Origin of the sequence: Rhizobium rhizogenes NBRC 13257 (genome assembly GCF_000696095.1) — a bacterium.
GTDB classification, from domain to species: Bacteria; Pseudomonadota; Alphaproteobacteria; order Rhizobiales; family Rhizobiaceae; genus Rhizobium; species Rhizobium rhizogenes.
Window position 1 is genome coordinate 1 of the sequence record NZ_BAYX01000003.1, and the last position, 23,191, is coordinate 23,191.

At 60.2% G+C, this 23,191-nt stretch carries 21 protein-coding genes and 1 riboswitch; of the genes, 17 read left to right on the forward strand and 4 right to left on the reverse strand.

Going from position 1 to position 23,191, the window contains the following annotated elements; genetic code table 11:
* The 10 genes from RRH01S_RS34665 to atzF all read left to right on the forward strand — a co-directional run.
* Positions 1-182: hypothetical protein (locus tag RRH01S_RS34665; RefSeq protein ID WP_210165232.1), on the forward strand; the 182-nt coding region annotated here is incomplete at its 5' end.
* A gap of 35 nt (positions 183-217) precedes the next feature.
* Positions 218-376 carry a DUF4167 domain-containing protein gene (locus RRH01S_RS33385; protein WP_161600002.1) on the forward strand — a complete coding sequence of 53 codons (159 nt, stop codon included), beginning with the start codon at positions 218-220 and terminating at the stop codon, positions 374-376.
* Positions 373-1,407 (forward strand): fatty acid desaturase, encoded by a 1,035-nt coding sequence (locus RRH01S_RS06975; protein ID WP_007688691.1) that lies wholly within the window; start codon positions 373-375, stop codon positions 1,405-1,407. The genes RRH01S_RS33385 and RRH01S_RS06975 overlap by 4 nt, the downstream gene beginning before the upstream one ends.
* Before the next feature lie 181 nt (positions 1,408-1,588).
* Positions 1,589-1,699: riboswitch (guanidine-I (ykkC/yxkD leader) on the forward strand.
* A 76-nt stretch (positions 1,700-1,775) separates the two neighbouring features.
* Positions 1,776-2,849, forward strand: coding sequence for a putative urea ABC transporter substrate-binding protein (locus tag RRH01S_RS06980; RefSeq protein WP_007688698.1), 1,074 nt, complete (start codon positions 1,776-1,778; stop codon positions 2,847-2,849).
* Between the two features lie 66 nt (positions 2,850-2,915).
* The gene (locus tag RRH01S_RS06985; RefSeq protein ID WP_042470580.1) at positions 2,916-3,734 is read left to right on the forward strand and encodes an ABC transporter permease; all 819 of its coding nucleotides are present in this window, start codon (positions 2,916-2,918) and stop codon (positions 3,732-3,734) included.
* Complete coding sequence (locus RRH01S_RS06990; protein WP_034515776.1) at positions 3,731-4,558, forward strand: ABC transporter ATP-binding protein; 828 nt, start codon at positions 3,731-3,733, stop codon at positions 4,556-4,558. The genes RRH01S_RS06985 and RRH01S_RS06990 overlap by 4 nt, the downstream gene beginning before the upstream one ends.
* Entirely contained in the window at positions 4,555-5,373 is an 819-nt protein-coding gene (locus tag RRH01S_RS06995) for an urea amidolyase associated protein UAAP1 (protein WP_042470586.1), read from the forward strand. The genes RRH01S_RS06990 and RRH01S_RS06995 overlap by 4 nt, the downstream gene beginning before the upstream one ends.
* Before the next feature lie 14 nt (positions 5,374-5,387).
* Positions 5,388-6,038 carry an urea amidolyase associated protein UAAP2 gene (locus RRH01S_RS07000; protein WP_015918183.1) on the forward strand — a complete coding sequence of 217 codons (651 nt, stop codon included), beginning with the start codon at positions 5,388-5,390 and terminating at the stop codon, positions 6,036-6,038.
* 1 nt (position 6,039) lies between these two features.
* Positions 6,040-9,576: an urea carboxylase gene (uca, locus tag RRH01S_RS07005; protein WP_042470590.1), complete on the forward strand. Its 3,537-nt coding sequence runs from the start codon at positions 6,040-6,042 to the stop codon at positions 9,574-9,576.
* The gene (atzF, locus tag RRH01S_RS07010) at positions 9,576-11,390 is read left to right on the forward strand and encodes an allophanate hydrolase (RefSeq protein WP_042470593.1); all 1,815 of its coding nucleotides are present in this window, start codon (positions 9,576-9,578) and stop codon (positions 11,388-11,390) included. Before uca ends, atzF begins: the two co-directional genes overlap by 1 nt.
* A 200-nt stretch (positions 11,391-11,590) precedes the next feature.
* Here atzF and RRH01S_RS07015 read toward each other — a convergent pair whose 3' ends face one another.
* Positions 11,591-12,547, reverse strand: coding sequence for a S1C family serine protease (locus tag RRH01S_RS07015; protein WP_042471132.1), 957 nt, complete (start codon positions 12,545-12,547; stop codon positions 11,591-11,593).
* A 321-nt stretch (positions 12,548-12,868) separates the two neighbouring features.
* Between RRH01S_RS07015 and RRH01S_RS07020 the strand changes: the two genes are divergently transcribed.
* Positions 12,869-13,189 (forward strand): hypothetical protein, encoded by a 321-nt coding sequence (locus tag RRH01S_RS07020; RefSeq protein WP_131596202.1) that lies wholly within the window; start codon positions 12,869-12,871, stop codon positions 13,187-13,189.
* 8 nt (positions 13,190-13,197) lie between these two features.
* On the opposite strand, the gene RRH01S_RS07025 is transcribed toward RRH01S_RS07020, so the two are convergent.
* On the reverse strand, positions 13,198-13,755 hold the full coding sequence (locus RRH01S_RS07025) for an RES family NAD+ phosphorylase (protein ID WP_229202657.1): 558 nt from the start codon (positions 13,753-13,755) through the stop codon (positions 13,198-13,200).
* Between the two features lie 40 nt (positions 13,756-13,795).
* Complete coding sequence (locus RRH01S_RS07030; RefSeq protein WP_007688708.1) at positions 13,796-14,803, reverse strand: hypothetical protein; 1,008 nt, start codon at positions 14,801-14,803, stop codon at positions 13,796-13,798.
* 322 nt (positions 14,804-15,125) lie between these two features.
* Between RRH01S_RS07030 and RRH01S_RS07035 the strand changes: the two genes are divergently transcribed.
* Positions 15,126-15,806: a hypothetical protein gene (locus RRH01S_RS07035; protein ID WP_234711658.1), complete on the forward strand. Its 681-nt coding sequence runs from the start codon at positions 15,126-15,128 to the stop codon at positions 15,804-15,806.
* A 380-nt stretch (positions 15,807-16,186) separates the two neighbouring features.
* The gene (locus RRH01S_RS07040; RefSeq protein WP_174010411.1) at positions 16,187-16,588 is read left to right on the forward strand and encodes a DoxX family protein; all 402 of its coding nucleotides are present in this window, start codon (positions 16,187-16,189) and stop codon (positions 16,586-16,588) included.
* 1,073 nt (positions 16,589-17,661) lie between these two features.
* Here the strand turns inward: RRH01S_RS07040 and RRH01S_RS07045 are convergent.
* Positions 17,662-18,702, reverse strand: a complete 1,041-nt coding sequence (locus tag RRH01S_RS07045; RefSeq protein WP_007688715.1) for an alpha/beta fold hydrolase — start codon at positions 18,700-18,702, stop codon at positions 17,662-17,664.
* Positions 18,703-19,321: 619 nt separating this feature from the next.
* On the opposite strand from RRH01S_RS07045, the gene repA reads away from it, so the two are divergent.
* The 4 genes from repA (at position 19,322) to RRH01S_RS07070 (ending at position 23,147) form a co-directional block, all read left to right on the forward strand.
* A complete protein-coding gene (gene repA, locus RRH01S_RS07055) occupies positions 19,322-20,497 on the forward strand; it encodes a plasmid partitioning protein RepA (protein WP_007688717.1) in 1,176 nt (391 codons plus the stop codon).
* Positions 20,494-21,516, forward strand: coding sequence for a plasmid partitioning protein RepB (gene repB / locus RRH01S_RS07060; RefSeq protein ID WP_042470601.1), 1,023 nt, complete (start codon positions 20,494-20,496; stop codon positions 21,514-21,516). Before repA ends, repB begins: the two co-directional genes overlap by 4 nt.
* Positions 21,517-21,687: 171 nt before the next feature.
* Positions 21,688-22,905 (forward strand): plasmid replication protein RepC, encoded by a 1,218-nt coding sequence (gene repC / locus RRH01S_RS07065; RefSeq protein WP_110924601.1) that lies wholly within the window; start codon positions 21,688-21,690, stop codon positions 22,903-22,905.
* A complete protein-coding gene (locus RRH01S_RS07070; protein WP_042470607.1) occupies positions 22,905-23,147 on the forward strand; it encodes a hypothetical protein in 243 nt (80 codons plus the stop codon). The genes repC and RRH01S_RS07070 overlap by 1 nt, the downstream gene beginning before the upstream one ends.
* Positions 23,148-23,191: the final 44 nt, after the last annotated feature.

Consider the following 23,191-nt stretch of genomic DNA (forward strand, 5'->3'; position numbering starts at 1 on the left):
AGCCACATTGCAGCGATATCGATTTCTCATCTCGAATGATTGAGTTGGCTGTCCGTGCTCCAAGAGAAGCACAAAGGGTGATATCGCATTTTAATCGCCACCGAATTTTCGATGCCGCTCTTCATCTTGTAATCCCAAAAATGAATGCAGCCGAGTTCGATGGTCGCTTACGGACCACATGAAAAACACGATACCAATTGCATCGAGGCACTTTCGATTGCCGTCCCGCTACGATCACTATATCGCGCTTGCTCGCGAAAAGGCCCTGGCGGGAGATTGCATCGAAGCCGAAACCTATTATCAGCAAGCAGAACATTATTTCCGCAGCGCCGCAGCGCTCGCCTCGCCCGCACAGAAGGTAGACCAACCACAATGAACGCCACGTCCACCTTTGAGCACCCCAGCGACGCTGGCGACAAGGCTTGGCTCAAGGTTCTTTCGAAGTATCGCAATCCACATGCCGGGCGCAGTACCTTCGAACTTGCGGTGACCGCCGTTCCGTTCGCGATCCTCTGGGCCGGCGCATGGGCGGCCGTTCATTATGGTCTCTGGTACGGCCTGATCCTGGTGATCCCCGCCGCCGCATTTCTGTTGCGGCTGTTCGCGATCCAGCACGATTGCGGTCATGGCTCTTTTTTCGCACGCCGCCGCATCGACGACTGGACCGGACGCGCGATCGGAGTGCTGACCCTGACACCCTATGACTACTGGCGCCGGGCGCATGCGCAGCATCACGCCACCGCCGGCAATCTCGATGAGCGCGGCGTCGGCGATATCACCACCCTCACGGTTGCCGAATACAATGCGCAGTCCTGGTGGGGACGGCTAGGCTACAGGCTTTACAGACATCCGCTGGTGATGTTCGGCATCGGACCCGTCTGGGTCTTCCTGTTGAAGCAGCGGCTACCCTTCGGCATGATGCGCTCGGGCCCCGTTCCGTGGATATCGACCATGGCCACCAATCTCGCCGTCGCCGTCATTGCAGCGCTGCTGATCTGGGCGGTCGGCATCGTTCCGTTTTTGCTCGTCCATCTCCCGATCGTCTTGCTGGCGGGCGCCGCCGGTGTCTGGCTCTTCTATATCCAGCACCAATTCGAGGAAACGCATTGGTCGAAGCCGCCGGAGTGGCAGTTTCAACATGCCGCCATGCACGGCGCATCCCATTACGACCTACCGCTGGTGCTGAGATGGCTTACCGGCAATATCGGCATCCATCATGTGCATCATCTGTCGAGCCGGGTGCCCTATTACCGCCTTCCCGAAGTGCTGCGCGACCATCCCGAGTTGGGCAATGTCAGCCGCATCACCCTTATGGAGAGCCTGCGCTGCGTCAAACTCGTCCTTTGGGACGAGAAAACCAACCGGCTCGTTTCCTTCCGCGAGGCAAAACGCCAAAAGGCGCTTTGAACGGCCTGCCTCTAGCGCCACCGGATCTTTAGCAGTCGCATTCATGCCTGCGAAAGATCCGATCGCCGCTCAAATATTGAGCAACAATGATCGAGCGTGGGCAATGAGCGTTCCGGCAGCGGATCACCCTCATAAAAATCAATAGCTTATAAATTGGCACACCCTTTGCTTCTGTAGAAGCTGAGTTGGTGGCTAGGGTTCCGGCGCTTTGAAAAGCGTGCTGGTCCGAGAGCTGCCGCCGGTTGGGGGAGAAATCCCACCGGATGCACGGCGGGACAAAAGCCCGGGAGACCTCGTAAGCCAAGGGATTGGCGGCGCGATGGTCTTTGCCGATCCCTTTTTGACAAAAAGCAAAAAGGGGAATTTCAATGCAGACTTTTTCGAAGCTTCTTTCCATCACCGCCCTGACCGCCTCGCTGATGCTGGGCTTTGGCACCTCTGCCGATGCCGCGCAGAAGACCGAGTTCAAGGTTGCCTGGTCGATCTATGTCGGCTGGATGCCCTGGGGCTATGCCGCCGATCACGGCATCGTCAAGAAATGGGCCGACAAATACGGCATCAAGATCGACGTCACCCAGTTCAACGACTACGTCGAATCGATGAACCAGTATACGGCCGGCGCCTTCGATGCCGTGACGCTCACCAACATGGATGGCCTTTCCATTCCGGCCGCCGGCGGCGTCGACACGACCGCCGTCATCGTCGGCGACTTTTCGAACGGCAACGACGCCGTCATCCTCAAGGACAAGGCGAGCCTTGCCGATATCAAGGGCCAGAACGTCAATCTGGTCGAATATTCCGTCTCGCATTACCTGCTCGCCCGCGCACTCGACAGCATCAAGCTCAGCGAGCGTGACGTGAAGGTCGTTAACACCTCCGACGCAGACATGGTTGCCGCCTACAAGACGCCCGACGTCTCCGCCGTCGTCACCTGGAATCCACTGGTCTCCACCATTCTTGAAGAGCCCACCGCCAAGAAGGTGTTCGACAGCTCGCAAGTGCCCGGCGAAATCATCGACCTGATGGTCGCCAATACCACGGTGCTCAAGGATAATCCGAACTTCGGCAAGGCGCTGGCCGGCATCTGGTATGAGACGGCAGCGCTGATGAAGGCAGATACGGCGGACGGCAAAGCCGCCCGCGAGACGATGGGATCGGCCTCCGGCACCGACCTCAAGGGCTTCGAAGCGCAGATCGCCGCGACTAAGCTCTTCGACAAACCCACTGACGCCGTCGCCTTCACCGCGTCGCCGAGCCTTCCGAAGACGATGGATCTGGTGCGTAACTTCCTGTTCCAGAAGGGTCTGCTCGGCAGCGGCGCGGCGTCGGCTGATGTCATCGGCATCGAGATGCCGGATGGCAAGGTCCTCGGCGACAACGGCAACGTCAAGCTGCGCTTTACCGAGACCTACATGAAGGCGGCCGCTGACGGCGCGCTCTGAGCGAAGTTCGACCGGCGGCGCGGGAAAACCGCGCCGCGTCATCCCTTCATCAGCGGAGCTTTCCTCATGCGCTGGATCAACACCAAGCCGAGCCGGGGCGCGCAATTTGCCCTGATGATGCTGCCCTTCGCCCTGATCGTCGTCGCCTATGTCTTCGGATCGACAGCGCGGCTAGCGGAAAACGCCAATGACAAGCTGCTGCCAAATCTCTCCGGCTTCGTCCAGGCGATCGACCGCATGGCCTTCACCGCCGATCAGCGCACTGGCGAGTACCTGCTTTGGTCGGACACCTGGGCAAGCCTGATCCGGCTTTTCGCCGGCCTCGGCATCTCCACGCTGACGGCGCTTTTGATCGGCATGCTCATCGGCATGCTGCCCTATCTCAGGGCGCTGCTCGCTCCCTTCGTCGCCGTCATCTCGATGGTGCCGCCCTTAGCGCTGCTGCCGATCCTCTTCATCGTCATGGGCCTCGGCGAGACCTCGAAGATCGCTCTTATCGTGATCGGCGTCGCGCCGACGATGATCCGCGACCTGGCACTGAAAGCGCTGGAATTGCCCCGCGAGCAGATCGTCAAGGCCGAAACGCTTGGCGGCTCCTCCTGGCAGATTGCTCTGCGTGTCGTGCTGCCGCAGATCCTGCCGCGACTGATCACCTGCCTCAGGCTGCAGCTCGGCCCCGCCTGGTTGTTCCTGATCGCGGCCGAGGCGATCTCGTCGGATTCCGGTCTCGGCTACCGCATCTTCCTTGTCCGCCGCTATCTCTCGATGGACATCATCTTTCCCTATGTCGTCTGGATCACGCTGCTTGCCGTGCTGACGAACTACATTCTCGACCGCATCCGCATCGCTGTCTTTCCCTGGTCGGAACTGGAGAAGCGGGCATGAGCGAACTCAGGATCGAAAATGTCTGGAAGGAGTATGGCGACCAGATCGTGCTCGAGGATATCTCGCTGACCGTCGCCTCGCGCGCCTTCGTCGCCCTCGTCGGCCCTTCCGGCTGCGGTAAGTCGACATTCCTGCGTATGCTGCTCGGCCAGGAGCAGCCGACCAGAGGCCAGATCCTGCTCGACGGCGAGCTTCTGCCGGCCGAGCCTGGTCCTGATCGCGGCGTCGTCTTCCAGCGCTACTCCGTGTTTCCGCATCTGACCGTGCTCGGCAATGTGCTGCTCGGCAAGGAATTCTCCGGCGCACGCCACAAGGCCAAGCTCTTCGGCGCGGCGCGGCGGAACGCTATCGCCGAGGCGCGGCAACTGATCGGCGAAGTCGGCCTTGCCGGCGCAGAGGACAAATATCCGGCGCAGCTTTCCGGCGGCATGCAACAGCGCCTGGCGCTTGCCCAGGCGCTGATCATGAAACCGAAGGTGCTGCTGCTCGACGAGCCATTCGGCGCGCTCGACCCGGGTATCCGCGCCGAGATCCATACGCTGATGAAACGGCTCTGGAACGAGACGCAGATGACCGTCGTCATGGTCACCCATGACATGCGCGAGGCCTTCACGCTTGCGAGCCGGGTCATCGCCTTCGAACGCCGCCGCGACCGTCCAGAAGAGAAGGAACGCTACGGCGCGACTATCACCAAGGATATTTCCATCTGGCCGCCGCGCCTTGCCGGCGAGCCGTCGATCTTCAGCCCCGACCGGGACGGCCCGGTTGTTTCCCTGGGGCATCGCCGGGACGACCTGGCTTCGTCGGGAGAAACCCAGCCATGACACATGTCAGACGTTCGCCGGAAGACATAGCCGCCAACCGCGCGCGCTACGAAGAGCATCAAAGAAAGGGGCTCGACTTCGCGCCCAAGGCACTGCCCGAGGCAAGCCCGTTGTCGGCGCCCGAGATCGCGCCCAACACGATCATCCACCGCGAAGTCGTTCCGGGTGGCTGGTACTGGTCGACCCATATCAGGAAGAATGAGGCATTCCGCGTCAGCCTCGACCATGGCTTCTCGACGGTTTCCCTCGTCGCCTGGAGTGCGGACGACACCAGCGAGCGGCTGAACCTGCCCGATACGGTGAAGATGCAATGGACAACCGCGCTCGGCAAAGGCCGGGTGATCTTCTCCGATATGGGCCGAGTGATGTTCTCGGTGACGGAAGATAGCTCCGGCGCCCATGACGGGCTGATGGGCGGCTCCACCTTCGCGTCAAACGCAGCAAAGTACGGTGAGGGAAAGCGCAACACCCGCGACAACCTGATCCTGCTTGCCACCAAGGCCGGGCTCGACAAGCGGGATATTCCGTCGGTATTGGCGCTCTTTGCCCCGGTCCGTGTCGGTCAGGACGGCGCGTTCCTGTGGAAGCCGGAGCTGCTGCATGGGCACGACTATGTCGAACTGCGCGCCGAGATGGATATGATCGTCGGCTTTTCCAACTGCCCGCACCCGCTTGATCCGGACCCCACCTATCGGCCGAACCCGGTGACCATCACGCGCGTCACGGCGGTAGAACCACCTGCCGATGACCTTTGCCGGACCGCGACTGCCGAGGCAGTGCGTGGTTTTGAAAACAACGCGCTGGCGACGATGTGAGGGGGAGCAAGACCATGAGTGATTTCATCCAGACAGCTCCGGGCCGCACGCTCGAAAACACCGCACAGGACCATTACATCCCGGCCGAGGCGCCGTTCTCGACGGTGATCCGCAAAGGCCAGACGGTCCGCATCGAGGACACATACGGCCAGCAGGCGATCGACACATTGTTCTATAACGCCACGGATGTCTCCGAGCGCTATTCTAACCAGGATACGATGCGCGAACAGGGCGCAGCCTATATCTCCACCGGCACGAAGGTCATCTCGAACGAGGGCCGGGTGATGCTGACCATGACCGCCGACAGTTGCGGCCGGCACGACACCTCGGCCGGCGCCTGCTCCTGCGAAAGCAATACGGTGCGCTTCGGCCACGGCACCAAATATCTGCACGCCTGCCGAGACAATTTCGTTCTCGAGGTCTCCAAGCACGGCATGGGCAAGCGCGATGTCGTGCCCAACATCAACTTCTTCATGAATGTGCCGATCGAGCCGAGCGGCGAGATGACGATCGTCGACGGGATCTCCGCGCCGGGCGACTATGTCGAGCTGAAAGCCGAGATGGACGTACTGCTTGTCATCTCCAATTGCCCGCAGATCAACAATCCCTGCAACGGTTTTGATCCGACACCGGTCCGGGTGCTGGTCTGGGATAGCGAGGCCTGACATGTTCAAGAAGGTTCTGATCGCAAACCGGGGTGAAATCGCCGTCCGGATCATCAAGACATTGCAGCGCATGGGTATCGCCTCCGTCGCTGTCTATTCCGATGCCGACCGCTTTTCCAAGGCGGCGCTGATAGCGGACGAGGCGGTCAGGCTTGGCCCAGCGCCGGCCTCCGAAAGCTATCTCGATGTCGACGCCGTCATCGTCGCCTGCAAGGCGACCGGTGCCGAGGCCGTGCATCCGGGCTACGGCTTCCTTTCGGAGAATATCGGATTTGCCGAGCGGCTGGCGAAAGAGGGCATTGCCTTCATCGGCCCGACACCCGACAACATTGCCGCTTTCGGGCTGAAGCACACGGCCCGTGAACTGGCGCGCGAAAGCGGCGTGCCGCTCCTTCCCGGCAGCGGACTGCTGGAGACGAGCGACGACGCGCTCATGGCCGCCACCGACATCGGCTATCCGCTGATGCTGAAATCGACGGCCGGCGGCGGCGGCATCGGCATGCAGCTCTGCGACGACCCCGAAAGCCTGAAGGCGGTTTTCGACAGCGTGCAGCGCACCGCGCGCGCAAGCTTCGGTGATGCGCGCGTCTATCTCGAGCGCTTCGTCGCCAAGGCTCGCCATGTCGAAGTGCAGATCTTCGGCGACGGCAATGGTCGGGTGATCGCGCTTGGGGAACGCGACTGCTCGCTGCAGCGCCGGAACCAGAAGGTGATCGAGGAGACCCCCGCGCCGGGATTGTCCGACGCAGTTCGGGCCAGCCTGCACGCCGCCGCCGTCGCGCTCGGCACCTCCGCCCACTACCGATCGGCAGGGACAGTCGAATTCATCTATGATCCGGCACGCGAGGAATTCTACTTCCTTGAGGTCAACACGCGTCTGCAGGTGGAGCATCCGGTCACTGAAGCCGTCTTCGGCATCGATCTCGTCGAGTGGATGATCCGCCAGGCCGCTGGGGAGGATGTACTCACCGGCAAAGAAAATCTCGTTCCCAAGGGCGCAGCGATTGAGGCGCGCATCTATGCCGAGATGCCGCATGCCGGGTTCAGGCCGAGCGCGGGGCTGCTGACCGAGGTCATCTTTCCGAAAAACGCGCGTGTCGATGGCTGGATCGAGACAGGTACGGAGGTCAGCCCTTACTATGACCCCATGCTCGCCAAGGTGATCGTCAAGGCCGAGGATCGGTCGGCAGCGATCAAGGCGCTCGGCAAGGCGCTTGAAGGCAGCGCCATTTCCGGCATCGAAACCAATCTCGATTATCTCAAGGCCATCGCCGCTTCCGATCTGCTCGCGAGCGGCAATGTGGCGACGACGGCGCTCAAGGATTTCGTCTTTGTGCCCGATGTCGTCGAGGTCATCACGCCAGGCGCCCAATCGAGCCTGCAGGAACTGCCGGGACGGCTGGGTCTCTGGCATGTCGGGGTACCGCCAAGCGGGCCGATGGACGAACGATCCTTCCGCCATGCCAACCGGCTGGCCGGAAATGCCGACGAGACGGCAGCGCTCGAGCTCACCGTCTCCGGTCCGATGCTGAAATTCTTCTCGGATGTGACGGTCGCCCTTGCCGGCGCGAACATGCCGATGACCCTCGATGGCGTACCGGCTCCGCACGACACCGCAATCCTCGTCAAGGCGGGCCAGACGCTTGCGATCGGAGCGATCGCCGGTGCCGGCCAGCGCGCCTATCTCGCCGTCGCGGGCGGGTTTGCGGCCCCGGAGGTGCTTGGCTCGCGCGCAACCTTCGGTCTCGGGCAATTCGGCGGCCACGCGACGGGAACGCTTCGCGCCGGCCATGTGCTGCGGCTTGCCCGCGCTCCGCAACCGGCACCCAAGCCGACTAATGAACCAGCCCAGCTCTCCCGCAGTTGGGATGTCGGCGTGCTCTACGGTCCGCACGGCGCTCCCGATTTCTTCCTGGAGGAAGACATCGAAACGCTGTTTGCGACCGAGTACGAGGTTCATTTCAACAGCGCCCGCACCGGCGTGCGCCTGATCGGCCCCGCGCCGAAATGGGCACGCACGGATGGCGGCGAGGCGGGGCTTCATCCCTCCAACCTGCACGACAATGCCTATGCGGTCGGCGCAATCGACTTTACCGGCGACATGCCAATCATTCTCGGTCCCGACGGCCCGAGCCTCGGCGGCTTCGTCTGCCCGGCGGTGATTGCTCGCGACGAACAATGGAAGATGGGCCAGTTCAAACCGGGTGACACGATCCGCTTCCATGCGGTGAAACGCACCGAGGACCCGATCGCCGGGCCGGTGGTCAAGCGCATCGGCGTTGACGCCGGTGCCGCGATCATTGGGCACAGCGAGGCGGGGCCGGTCCCCGTGGTCTATCGCCGCCAGGGCGACGACAATCTGCTGGTCGAATACGGCCCGATGCAGCTCGACATTGCGCTTCGCCTGCGCGTGCATCTCCTGATGCAGGCGGTCAAGGAGGCGAAGCTTCCGGGACTTGTCGATCTCACCCCCGGCATACGGTCGCTGCAGATCCACTATGACGGAACCAGCCTCACCCGCATGCGCCTTCTCGGCCTGCTCGCCGAGATCGAGGCTACGCTTCCGCCGGCACAGGCGGTGAAGGTCCCGAGCCGGATCGTGCATCTGCCGCTTTCCTGGAACGATCCCGATGCCGAGCTTGCGATGCGCAAATATCAGGAGCTCGTTCGCCCCAATGCGCCCTGGTGCCCGTCGAATATCGAGTTCATCCGCCGCATCAACGGGCTGGCCGACGAACAGGCGGTGCGCGACGTCGTCTTTGACGCCAGCTATCTCGTTCTCGGGCTCGGCGACGTCTATCTCGGCGCGCCGGTCGCCACACCGATGGATCCCCGGCATCGGCTGGTGACGACGAAGTACAATCCGGCCCGGACATGGACGCCGGAAAACGCCGTTGGCATCGGCGGCGCCTATATGTGCATCTATGGCATGGAAGGTCCCGGCGGCTATCAGCTCTTCGGCCGGACGATCCAGGTGTGGAATACCTGGCGCCAGACGCCGGTCTTTTCCAAGCAAAAGCCCTGGCTGCTTGATTTCTTCGACCAGATCCGCTTCTTCCCCGTCAGCCACGAGGAACTGACCGAAGCGCGTGCCGGCTTCCCGCATGGCGGCTATCCGATTCGCATCGAGGAGAGCGAATTCTCCTATGCGGCCTATGAGGCGGATCTTGCCGCCAACGCGGAAGCCATCGGTGCCTTCAAGACCCGCCAGCAATCGGCTTTCGAAGCCGAACGCCAGCGCTGGAAGGATCTCGGCCTCGACAGTTTCGTCGTCGACGAGGGTACTGGCCCCGGGCTTGGAGGCGATATTCCCGAAGGCTGCTTCGGCGTCGAAAGCGCCGTGCCCGGCAACGTCTGGAAGATCCTCATCGAGGAAGGCCAGACGGTCGCCGCCGGCGAGACGCTTGCCATCATCGAGTCCATGAAGATGGAAATCAATGTGACCGCCCATGCCGCCGGCCGCGTCCGCGATCTGCGCGCAGGCCCCGGCCGCAACGTCAAAGCCGGCGATGTCCTCGTCGTGCTGGAGGAAATCTGATGCTCCCTGCCATTCTCGATCTCGCTTCGCTCCAATCCGCCTATGCATCCGGCTTGTCGCCTCTCGATCTCGTTGAGGAGGTGATCATCCGCCGCAAGGCTTCCGACGACCCCGCGATCTTCATCACACCGACGCCGGACGACGAACTGCGCGCCGCTGCCAAGGCGCTGATAAGCCGAGCACCCGATCCGAACAGCCTGCCACTCTGGGGCATCCCCTTCGCGATCAAGGACAATATCGATGTGGCCGGCCTACCGACCACGGCCGCCTGCCCGGCTTTTGCCTATCGCCCCGACAAGGATGCAACGGTGGTGGCACGCCTAAGGGCTGCCGGGGCGCTGGTGATCGGCAAGACCAATCTCGATCAGTTCGCCACCGGCCTCAACGGCACGCGCTCGCCGCATGGCGCGCCGCGCTCGGTCTTCGACAAGGATTATGTATCGGGCGGCTCCAGCTCCGGTTCGGCCGTTGCCACAGCCTCAGGCCTGGCAAGCTTCGCGCTTGGCACCGACACAGCCGGTTCCGGCCGCGTGCCGGCGGCCTTCAACAATCTCGTCGGCATCAAGCCGACGCCTGGGCTGGTGCCGAATGTCGGCGTCGTGCCCGCCTGCCGCAGTGTCGATGTCATCACCATTTTTGCAGCGACCGTCGGCGACGGCGTTGCGATCCGCAAAGTGATGGAGGGCTATGACGTCGCCGATCCCTTCTCGCGCAAGGCGGCTCCCGCCAGCCTGCCCGCCTCGGGCCTCCGGGTCGGCGTGCTCGACGGGGCCGAGCGAGAGTTCTTCGGCAACGAGCACGTCGAAGCCCTCTATGATGCCGCGATCGAAAGGGCGCGCTCCCTCGGCGCCACCATCGTTCCCTTCGACTATGCGCCGTTCCGGCAGGCAGCCGAATTGCTCTACAACGGCCCCTGGGTCGCCGAACGGCTGGCGGCGGTGAAGGATTTTCTTACCAGCAATGCCGCTGATTTCGATCCGAACGTGCAAACCATCATCGAGGGTGCCAGAGCCTATGATGCGGTCGACGCCTTCGAAGGCCGATACAAGCTCGAAGCACTGCGTCAGAAGACCAGGGAAGAGTGGGAGAAGGCTGATATCCTGATGCTGCCGACCTCGCCGACCACCTATACGGTCGAGGAGATGATCGCCGATCCGATCACGAAGAACGGCCATTTCGGCCGGTACACCAACTTCGTCAATCTGCTCGACTGCGCGGCAATCGCCATTCCGGCCGGCTTCGACGCGAACGGTCACCTGCCGGCCGGCGTGACGCTGATCGGTCCGGCCTTTACCGACGATGCTCTCGCTCCCTTCGCCGACGCCATGCACCGGAGCTTGAACACCGGGATGGGCAAGGACCGCATGGCCGTTATCCCCGAGGCGAGCCGCGTGCCTCAGGCCGATGACGGCTCGGTGCCGATCGTCGTCGTCGGAGCGCATCTGAGCGGCATGCCGCTCAACCATGAACTCACTTCTTCCGGCGGATACCAGTTGAAGACCTGCCGGACGGCGGGTGACTACCGCCTCTTCGCGCTGCCGGGAACTGTCCCGCCCAAGCCGGGGTTGCTGCGCGAGCCGGGCTTTTCCGGCGGGGGCGTGGAGGTCGAAGTCTGGGCATTATCACCCGAGGCCTTCGGCCGCTTCGTCCAGAAAATCCCCGCGCCACTCGGCATTGGCAAGGTTTCGCTGGATGACGGCACGGCGGTGTCGGGTTTCCTCTGCGAGGCGCACGCCGCCGCGGATGCGCTTGAGATCACCGATTTCGGCGGCTGGCGGCACTACGTCCGAGCCAAAACCGAGACAACCTCTTGAGAAAGGATCTGCAGGATGAAGGCATTCCTGGTGAAGACATTGCGTGTCATCGTTGATGGGGTGATCGCCCGAACGCTCGTCATCGGGATGCCTCGTTCGCGGGATGGCAATTCCTCGCCCTCATCTGACACATAGAACGATCTCGTCCGTCGCGGAGGCGCCGGTGGAAACTTCCGCCGGCGCCTCCGCTTTCGCTTAATTCACGATCGGGCAACCGGCACTAGCCTTCGTGTCTCAAGCCGGCCTGCGACCGAAAAGACAAGTAGCTCGGTATCCTCACCGATCCTGTCGCCATTCATCAATCGGACGATGTCATCGACGCCGCCGACCGGGGTGCCGTCGATCGCCAGAATATAGTCACCGTCTTTCAAGCCGGCACGCTCGGCCGGGCCGCCGGATTCGACTCGTCTGACCCGCACGGACGTCGCCTGCCTGGTGCCCGCCTCAAGGGCGATCCTGCGCGGCAGCTCGATTGTATCGCCGGCGATGCCAATGAAGGCCCGCCGGACATGGCCGTAACGGAGGATCTCCGACACCACGACATTCGCCGTGTTGGAGGCGACCGCGAAGGCGATGCTCTGCGCGCCCTGGATGACGGCCGTGTTGACCCCGATGACCTCACCAGCGGAGGACACCAGCGGCCCGCCGGAATTGCCGGGATTGAGCGCGGCATCGGTCTGGATAACGTCATCCATCAGCCGGCCGCTCGCCGAACGCATCGAGCGGCCGAGCGCCGACACGATGCCTGCGGTTACCGTCCATTCGAAACCGAACGGATTGCCGATGGCAATCGCAATATGCCCCCGGCGCAGACGCTTGGAATCGCCCAGCCGTGCCCAGGCACTGACGCCGGAATTCGCACGAATGAGCGCGATGTCGGTGTCGACGTCGCGTCCAAGAACGCGTCCTTCCGTAACCGAACCGTCCGGCGTGGTGATGCGGACGAGCTTCGCATCGTCGACCACATGATTGTTGGTGACGATCAGCCCATCCGGTGAGATGTCAAAGCCGGAGCCATGCCCTCCCTTGCCGCCCACACGCTGGATGCGGCTGACCGCCGGACCGACCATGTCGACCGCGCTTGCTATGGATTGGGAATATGCGTCTATCAGCGCGCCGTCATCGGCGGCCGTAATATTTTTATCTATGAGACCCATCATCTGATCCTCCAACAGCGGCGCCCGTCGTCGCTACCGCCGGCGAACCGATCACGCGGATGCGCGCGTTCGCCATGGCGCTGTTGTATGAGAATTAAATGGAGGGGCGCAGGTCTGCATTCAAGCCGGGAGGCTTGAGGTCGGTCGTGACCTCCTGACTGGAATGCGCGGAAACCAATCCATCTCGCTAGTTCAAGTGCCCATTGATGGAATTGTCGCTAACTGCTTTCCAGCGTCTTGCCCACACACTCGGAGATATGCGAACTATTGAAGATGAGTTGTCCGGAATGTGGCCAAGAACTGACCATCTGGGTCCAAGGCATGAGCCTTAATGTTACCTGCAACAATTGCGGATGGACCGTTGCGACGACCAATAGAGATCATGCCGCGTTTGACGAGACAACCTATACGGTGCGGCTGGATCGAGCCGATCGACTGCGCTCAAAGACGATCCTGGATGTTTCGACGGTTCTTGGAATTGGCGTCATTCAGGCTCGCCTGGTCGTCGATCAAGATTTGCCGGTAGCCCAGGCTGTGACGGCAACATCTGCGATGCTATTACGCGACGCGTTCGTTAAGCGTGGTCTCCAAGTCGTCGTTGAACCGCCGCTTCCCTGGAACCCGGACGGCACACGCGCATAGCGCCGCAGCTACAGCCCCCACTTCGGACCGTTTTCAGACAGCTTGATTTCGACAGGCTCACCGCAAACCTCGACCGAGGGGCCACCGAGCGCGTTCCAGCGAAACAGGTTGAGATGCCAACCGCCGGGTATCAATCGTGACCGGTCGATTATCCCGTCAGCGCCGGCTGCTCTGGCTATATCAGCATTGCGCCATGACGCCGGCTCCTGACCGTCCGCTAAAGCGGACCGCCAGGACAGATTGGATAGTCCCCGATCAATGCCGAGCTGTTCACAAGCCTGCCGGTCATGCTGATCGACCACGATCGCATCACTGACAAGAAGCGGTACGACAACGCGCGGACGCTGGTCTTCGCGCATGTAGCCGGAGATGGCGATGATTGACCATTCGAGTGAAGCACTCGTATAAAGTGTCGCCTGACCGAGGCGGTGATAGCGTCCCGCGCTGGATGCCTCGGGAGGATCGAGCACATGATCAAGGCGTTCGGTCAGCACCGAACGAAAGAAGCGACCACTGATCTTGCGAAAGAGGCCCGCGGACTCATTCTTTGTAACATGTGCTTCCATGCAGACCCACATAGCGGGAGACCCCGCTGGGAAACAAACCTTATGGCGCGTTGCAAATCGGTATTGGCCGCGGTGGCGGCGCCGGATGATCTATTTTGTATTGGGCAATGATTGGCTCCAGGGTTTCTTTCGACCAGAACTTCGGAGCGCCGATTTCCTTCAAGCAGGAATCGTTCCAATACAAGCCGGCCTTCGATGGCGAGCGGCCGCTCGCCACAGCTTTGGCGACGGCGTTTATATCGGCTGACTCAGGATAGATGTAGAGCGTCGTCGGATTGCCTTTCACCATGGAGAGGATCTGGCTGGCGTCCGATGCCGTCCAGCTGGTGCAGCCGTCGCTGCGGCCACCCGCATATTCCACCAGCTTTCCAAGCGGAACATATCCATCGCGATTTGCGTAGGGGCTTTCAGGATTTTTCTTCAGGCAGACGCCTGCCACGACAGCGGCTGCGTGCCCGCCGATGGCGCGCTGTCGTGCATTTGCCGTTTCGCCCTCGCCGTCAAATTGGATGAACGAGCGAAGCAAGGCCGCATCTTTCGTTCCCGAGACGCGGTAGTAACCCTTGAACGTCGTCTTCGTCTCGTCCGTCATATAGGCACCGCCGGCGGTCAGGTTCGAATCCATGGCATTGCCGAAGTTCCGGGCGCACTCTCTGCCATTGCCGAAATCAACAACGCCCTTCAAATCGCGACCGCTGCCGTGCCCGGACGAAATCACACGAAACGTCTGGGTGGCTTCGCAGACAGTGTAAAAGCGGCCGCCCGATTTGCCGTCGCCCAGATCGTTCGGGCGTGTGGCGTCCATTGCGAAGTAGCAAGGATTACTGACTTTACCTTCGCTTACTTTGCGCATGTAAAGCGCGCGCGCCCGCTGCAGGACCGGCGAGGCGATCTGGCCGTCACCTTCGCCGACATGAGGCGTAAGCCACGGCGGAATGTCCGCTTGTCGACCAGCCGCAAATAACTGCGGCGATGCTGAGAGGACGACGGCGACGGTGCAAAGGCTGAGAGTATTGACGATACTCAAGAGAGCATATCTCGACCGCACGGAATCAGATCTCCTGTTGAAACGTTTTGCACTTCTACATCCAGCCTCGGCCCGAAGCCAATGGCGGCAATGATTCTGTGCTGACATCCCAAGCCCTCTTCGAACCACTCTGGCGGCAGATGGTCGCCAGCGCGCCAGAAGACTCGATTAACTTCAGACAATAATGCACGTATGAGGAGATGCTAGGAATCATAGGGGAATCGGGACCGGCAGGCGTCGAATCTCAGAATATCTGTTTTCGCCCGTCGTTGAGATCTCACCTGAGACCATGCGCGAGCGCGAAACATACTAAGAGAAAAAAAGGGGCAGAATGAGAAAGCTTATGATTTTGGCCGCCATCACGATGGCGGCTCTTTCCGTGTCGGCAAACGCCGCACCGGTCGCAAGCAAGGGCGGGTATGAATATGATAAAAATCGACTGAGCGATCCCGCGGCTCTCAACTGGAACATCGAGCAATGCAGCCACGGTGCCATCACGCCGGAAGCGACAGAGCAATTTGCGAAGCTCATGAACGTTCCCGCGGCCAATGTCCGTCGCGAGTTTTGCCGCCGAATCCTCACCGCTTACGCCAAGGGTGCCATCCCCTACGACGACTACGTTCAGTTTGCCGCAAGTCGTGTTATGGCTCCAAGCATTGCGAGGGCTTTGAGAATTGCAGGTTCTGGCCCACGGAAGCCACAGGGCGATGGACAAAGTGATATCGTTCTTCCGCTTTTGGCGAAAATGGACTCGGGCGAGACGTTCAAAGGCTCGACAATAGCATCGCGCGGCAACGGCCGATTCTCGGTCAAGTCGTCGCGGCGGTCGGTAAAATGCTCCGGTACCTACGACCTGAAGGACCGGCGCCCGACAGTTACTCTTCTCGTCAAATGCTCGGACGGTCGTACTGGGCAGGCCGTGGTCACGAGAGCGCCGGACCTCATGTCGGCGTGGGGGAAGGTGAAGCTATCCGATGGGAGCAACGGTCAGCTGACTGTTGGCACCGTGCGGAAACAACAGTGACAGGCAGACAGAGCCAAGCCCGCGGCCTCATGTCGGACGATTAGAATGAGATTCCGGCACTGAACAAGCCGCGGGCTGTCGTCCCGAGTTCCGAGCGAGGCTATCTGGACGATGCGCGAGTAGCCATGCTTCTTCTTTGACTGAGCGCATGGCGTTCATCTTTGCCACACACCCTCATGTGGATTGGGGGCAACGCAATGCTTTCTGCAATTCGGCCCCTGCCGAGAGGACGTAAGGCTTTAACCTTAGGAAGAGCGCTTCCGACTACTTGCTCAGGCTGCAGGGGATCAGCACCGGCAAATAATTTCCATCCCCATTGTCGGAATCACCTTCTGTTGGCCGTCCTTGGAGCATCAACCGCGTCAACCTGGAGGAATATCGTGGAAAACGCTCAATCAATTTGGCAGACCGCTGCCATTCTCATCGCTCGCCTGATCTTCACCGTCGTCTTCGTGATGGCCGTCTCGTTCAAGTTCATGGATATGGGCGCGACTGCCGGCTACATCGCAGCCGCCGCCTTCCCGTTCCCATTGTTCTTGGCTTGGTGCGCCGCGATCCTTGAGGTGCTGCTTGCCATCGCTTTCTTGACCGGTGCGTTGTTTACCCCGGCCGCGCTCGCTGCTGCCGTTTATGTCATCTTCCTCGGATTCTCATTCCATGGTCCTGCACGTTGGGCCGGCAACCAAGCTGAATTCGGCTTCTTCGTGGATCACTTTGTTTTCGTAGCGGGTTTGCTCTTCGCTGCTGTACATGGCCCGGGCCGGGTACTTGCCGTCAAGTAGGCATCCTGGCCGGACAGAGTGTGACGCAGCTTCATCATGATCTGAAGCTTGCCGCACCATTCCCCTTTCGACGGCGAATGAACAATGTGCTGGCACAGATGGCGGGCTTGTCGACGAGCTGCACGCGTTAAGGCCGGGGTTACAGCACTGCGGTCGCATATGAGGCGCTCATGTGGCTGAGCACCCAGTTTCCTGCCCAGGGCGCAGAGTTATTACTGGCTAAACTTGACGCTCGCCGTTCGCTCCCCAAATTCGAGTCGCGCCACCTAATCTGCTCCACTAACCCTCATGTGCCCTCCGCAATCCTCCACCGCCTTATGATGAAGTCCATAGGGTTGCTCACATCCCGACTTTAAACAGAAGCTTAAAGTGTCTTCACTTCCGTTATTGCTATTTCCTTCTCGAGGGGGCCAGCGACGGTTTCGGGCCCGAAAGCCAAAAGCAGATCAGTAAGCCTCGTTCTTCAACCTCGGCAGCCTCATGAGCGCGCTCGCGACAGCCTGTCTCGGCGATCAAACCGCGATTACCGCCTGCATCGATATCGCCGCCGCAGCTCGGATTTGGCCTCGGCGCCGAATCCGGGAACGAGACGCAGCTGATGATCACCGAACCAGCAGAAGACGACACCGACCGATTGAACGCCGCCGGCTTCGGACTGGCGGCCCGGTTGCCGGAAAGACCTCATTGGCGGAAATCGGGCTTATCATTCATGTGGTCGCGAACGGAGCCGATCGTCTACTGCCTTTGGATGAAACGATGGCCTATCCCAATCGAATACTCGACGATCTGACCTCGCCCGGACGCCGCTCACAGCCGCCCCGAGCCGACGGCCCTCACCTCCCCGTCCCTGTCTGAAGTGATCCAGTAGCCTCAATATCGCATACAGGTCGCGACCAATGGATCTGTGCCAACAGATACGAATTCCGCGCGCCACGCCAAATCGAAATTTCCTTTACCAAACAGACATGCTGACATCGGCGCAACGTGAACCTCATTGCGCCGTCTTCGTCGCACCAATGGAACCGGATGGGCATTGGCATTCTCTGCCATTGCCCATCGATCCTGCTGAAGGCTCACAAGCCGTCAACGTCGATGATCGCTTGCGCGAAGGCCTGCGGCGCCTCCTGCGGCAGATTGTGGCCGATGCCGCCATCGATCATCCGGTGTGCATACTTGCCGGAAAACTTGCCGCGGTAGGAAGCGGGATCAAGGTGCGGCGCGCCGTTGGCGTCGCCTTCCAGGGTGATCGTGGGCACGCTGATCACCGGCGCCATTGCCAGGCGCTTCTCCAGATCATCATATTGCGGCTCGCCTCTCGCCAGTCCCAACCGCCAGCGATAATTGTCGATAACGATGGCAACGTGATCCGGATTGTCGAAGGCTGCGGCGCTGCGATCAAACTGCGCGTCATCGAAGTCCCACTTCGGAGAGGCAATCTGCCAGATCAGCTTGGCAAAATCGCGCCGGTATTTATCGTAGCCCTCCTGCCCGCGCTCGGTGGCGAAGTAATACTGGTACCACCATTGAAGCTCCGCCTTCGGCGGCAGCGGCATCTTATTGGCTTCCTGACTGCCGATCAGATAGCCGCTGACGGAGACCAGCGCCTTGCAACGCTCGGGCCAGAGCGCCGCCAGAATGTTAGCCGTGCGCGCACCCCAGTCAAAGCCGCCGAGGATCGCCTTCGGAATTTTCAGTGCATCCATCAAGGCGAGGATATCGACAGCCACGACCGACTGCTGACCGTTGCGCGCAGTCTCGCTCGAAAGAAAGCCTGTCGTCCCGTAACCACGCAGATAGGGAACGATCACGTGGTAGCCTCGTGATGCGAGCAGCGGAGCAACATCGACGAAGCTGTGGATGTCATAGGGCCAGCCATGCAACAGAATGACCGGAGCGCCATCGGCGGGGCCTGCCTCCGCATATCCGACGGTCAGCACCCCGGCGTCAATCTGCTTCAGAGAAGCGAACGACGCGCCACCTCCGGATTTGACCGCCGGCTTTGTCTCATTGGACTGCGCCGCGACAGAGCCGGGCAGAGCCAATTGATTGGCAGCGAGGGCGCCGGCGGCGATACCAAAGAAGCGGCGGCGAGGGCGGTTGATGTCTTCGGACATTCATCTTTCTCCAACAAGCATGACGCTGCCTGGCGGGAAGACTTCCCCGCGCTTCCGCCATGCGTCCCGATCGGACAGTTTTAAATGGCAATGCGAGTCTCAAGCGCAGATACAATAGAGCGCTAGCGATCCTTCAACTACGATTCACGCGCCAAAGATCAATCCCGCAACACTGGCATTGTTTACCAGCGAATTGAGGACCATGACGATCGGGGGAAAACAGAAGATCGTTGCGACATCGACGGGCCGGACCTCACGGACGAGGAGAACGCATCGCAAAGCCAATTCGCAGCGACCACTCGCCTGACGAACGCCGCCCGACATAAATGGGAACGGATGCCGCTATCACCGTTTGCGCACCAACCACCGAAGATGCCAATATCGGCCAGCGTTCCCCGCGGGGAACTCGTTTTCGACGACGCATAATTGACAGCGATGGACCGAAAGTTCCCCGCGGGGAACGCTATTTTAGGCCTGGTTGCCCCGAATCATAGAATCGGAGTACTTCTTATCTACGGAAAATGCCGGTAGTACCGACTTTCTGCGTAAATAAAGAAACCAGTCACAAAAACCCAACCATAAAGGCGCTTAGTAACGTGGCCAAAAATGGGAGAAAACCATGACCCGACATCTGAGCAGCCTCGCCTTCATGCAGACATTCTCTGCGAAGCTGGATACCGCATTGGGCAATCTCAGCCTAGCCCAGTTCCCCCCCCATGCCCGACGCACTATGCGCAAGTTCACCTCTCCCGAGGTTGCCGCGCTGCTTAACGTGACCGAAGCCTATATCAGGCAGGTTTCGCTGAAAGAGCAGGGGCCGACGCCGGAAGTCGCCAATGGGCGGCGTCTCTATACGCTCGAGCAGATCCTCGAATTGCGTATGCACCTGGCGCAGAACGGCCGCAAAAAGTGGATGAACCCGCGCAGGGTAGGCGAGGAGCAATGCCAGATCCTGGCAATCACCAATTTCAAGGGCGGCTCCAGCAAGACCTCCACCACGATCCATCTCGGTCATTATCTGGCCTTGAGAGGATACCGCGTGCTGGCCGTTGACCTCGACCCCCAGGCATCGCTGACCAGCCTGCATGGTAGTCTGCCGGATTTTGATTATCGTGACGGCGATACGCTTTATTCCGCCATCCGCTTCGAGGATCCGATCCCGACCGAGCAGGTCATTCATCAGACCCACATCGCCGGCTTCGATGTCATCTGCGCCGGCCTGGAATTGACGGAGTTCGAAACCGCCGTTGCGCTTGAAATGCGCAAGTCTGGCGGCACGAGCTTCCTCTTGCGCGTATCGCAGGCACTGGAGCAGGTGGCTGATCGCTACGACATCATTCTGATGGATTCGGCCCCGTCGCTGAACTTCCTCACCCTGTCATCCCTGACCGCGGCGACAGGCGTCCTGATCCCGGTTCCGGCACATATGCTCGATGTGGATTCCACAGCGAAGTTTCTGGAACTCGCCGGATCCTACATGCAGATCCTCGAACAGGTCGGCACGTCGGCGCAATGGGATTTCGCCAAGTTCCTGATCACCAAGTTCGAACCGAACGACCATCCCCAGGCCAATATGACGGCGCTGATGCGGCAGGTTTTCGGCGAGGACCTGTTGCTTAACTCCGTGATCAAATCGACCGCGGTTGCCGATGCCTTGACCTGGAAACAGAGCCTTTACGAGGTGCAGCGGTCGAGATTTTCCGCCCCGAAAACCTATGACAGGGCGATTGAGTCGATCAATGCGGCAAATGCCGAAATCGAAGAGCTTCTTTCGAGAGCATGGGGACGCGAATGAGCAGGAAAGATTCCAAAGGCATGTTTGCCAATGTCCTGATCGGTCTCGGCCAGGACACTCCATCCGTACCCGCCGCAACGACATCGCCGTCGCCGCATCTTCTGAAGGTCGCCGCCGGCGTTCGGCAGTTGCAGGAACGTGGCGAGCTTGCCGACAAGCTGCTGCAGGGTGCCGATCACATCATCCAGCTCGACGTGGACGCGGTCCTTCCGTCTTCCATTCGGGATCGATTTGACGGAGCTTATGACGCCGACAGGCTTCAGGATCTCGTGCAGTCCATGCGCGAACACGGGCAAACGACGCCTGGTCTCGTTCGGCCCATGCCGGGCGAGGGCAGCCGGTTTCAGATCGTCTTCGGACGACGCCGCCTTGCCGCTGCAAAGCTTCTTGGCATCAAGTTCCGCGCCATCGTCCGCGATCTCACGGACGAACAGGCAATCGTTATCCAGGGCGAAGAAAATGCCAATCGCGACGATCTGTCCTTCATTGAGAAATGCGTTTTCGCTCTCAGCCAGGAAGAGGCGGGCTTCAAGCGCGAGGTGATCTGCTCATCGCTCGCAACCGGCAAGTCGCATGTTTCCGAAATGCTGCAGATCGCCAAGGTTTTCCCGAATACGGTCCTGACGCGTATCGGTGCTGCTCCCGAGACCGGCCGCCGGCGCTGGGCGCAACTGGCCGAACGCTGGAGCGCCAATGCCAAAGCCCAAACGGTCACGGACCGGCTGCTGGAAGAGCTGACGGTTCAGTCGCTGTCTAGCGATGACAGGTTCGCGGCCGTGTTGAATGCCGTTTCCAAGGCCGAGAATGCCCCTACAGCCCCTGCGGATCGCGCTCAGGAGGTCGTTTCCAAGGGAATGACCCTTGCCATCGTGAACTACGCCAAGGCGGGAACCAAGCTTACCTTCACGAAAGCCGTCCCAGACGATTTCGTGAATTACCTGCTGCGTCGAATGGAGGGATTGCACGAGGAATATCTCGATCAATCTCAACAGACCGCGCAGCACAAGACCAAGCTGTAACAGGAGACTGAATAGCAAAAGAAAAAGGCCCCCGAACGTTGCCGTAGCGGAAGCCCTTCTCAGTATGTAGCAATACGAGAATCACATTTCCGCGAATCATAGTCAAGAGTCTTTGGCACCGTTTTTGGTGAGCGGCTTTCTTTTGCCTGTTGAAAGGTGAAGGAAATGGAGATGCATATCACGACGCCCTTCGGGCGGCGGTCGATGTCGCTTGCCTTGATGAGAAATCAGATCAAGGCAACGGCCATCAGACAAGGTAAAACTGTCGACAAGTGGCAGGTGTTTCGCAATGTCTGCGAAGCAAGACCCCTGCTCAACATTTCAGATCGCACACTGGCGGTTCTGAATGCTCTTCTAACGTTTTACCCCGAGAAGGAACTCAGCGAAGACGCCGGGCTGGTGGTCTTTCCGTCCAACAATCAGCTCACCGTTCGCGCCCATGGCATTACCGGAACGACATTGCGGCGGCATCTGGCTGCCCTGGTCGAGGCCGGCCTGATCCTGCGCAAGGATAGCCCGAACGGCAAACGTTTCGCCCGCAAGGATGGGGCAGGGGCTGTCGAAGACGCCTATGGCTTCAATCTGGCGCCGCTCCTTGCCCGTTCCGAGGAGCTTGCGGATCTGGCGCAGCAGATTGCCGTCGAGAAAAAACATCTCCGACAGGCCAAGGAGAAGCTCACCATTTGCCGCCGCGATGTTCGCAAGCTGATTGGCACCGCGATCGAAGAAGGCGTTCCCGGTAACTGGCAGGCGATCGAGAGACATTATCTCAGCCTGGTCAACACCCTGCCACGCGCGCCAACAGCCGTGGATATCGCTCCCATCGCCGAAGAAATGGAAATGCTACGCAATGAGATCATCAACCTTTTGGAAACAAAGCTGATTTCCGAAAAATCAGTTGCCAATGATGTCCAAAATGACCGGCACATACAGAATTCAAATACCGAATCTCAAATAGAATCTGAAGCGAGCCCTCAGACTGCAACAGCCCCAGAACCAGACCAATCGGCCGAGCAGATCAGCAAACCCTCACAGCAGCCGATCAAAGCCTATCCGTTAGCAACGGTGCTGCGAGCCTGCCCAGAGATCACCAATTACGGCCCTTCCGGTGCGATTGCCAGCTGGCGAGAGCTGATGACAGCAGCCGTTGTCGTTCGAACCATGCTGGGTGTGACATCCAGCGCTTATCAAGATGCTTGCGATACCATGGGGCCGGAAAGCACGGCTGTCGTCATGGCCTGCCTCCTCGAAAAAGCGCAGCATATCAGCTCAGCCGGTGGCTATCTGCGCAATCTCACCTCAAGGGCACGTCGAGGCGAGTTTTCCCTCGGGCCGATGCTGATGGCGCAGATGCGGGGTCGTGACGCCGAGGCGAGGAAGGCATCTTGATGATCATCACCGAAGAGATCAGAGCTGCGATGAAGCCAATCCGGCGCGCTCCATTCGCTTCCCAATTTCATATCTACGAAGGCTATCCGCCGTTCGTCGAAACAGGGATATCAATGCATATGGGGCTGCTGGTCTCTCGAAGGATGGAGCCTCATCTGACTCAAAAAGCTGTCACGATGGATACCAGATGCCAACCAATGACGATGGGGCATCATTTTAATCGTAGCCATAGTGGAAATTAGCGCCGCTTTTGCTTCCGCTCGGAAAACTTATAGCGAAACTTCAA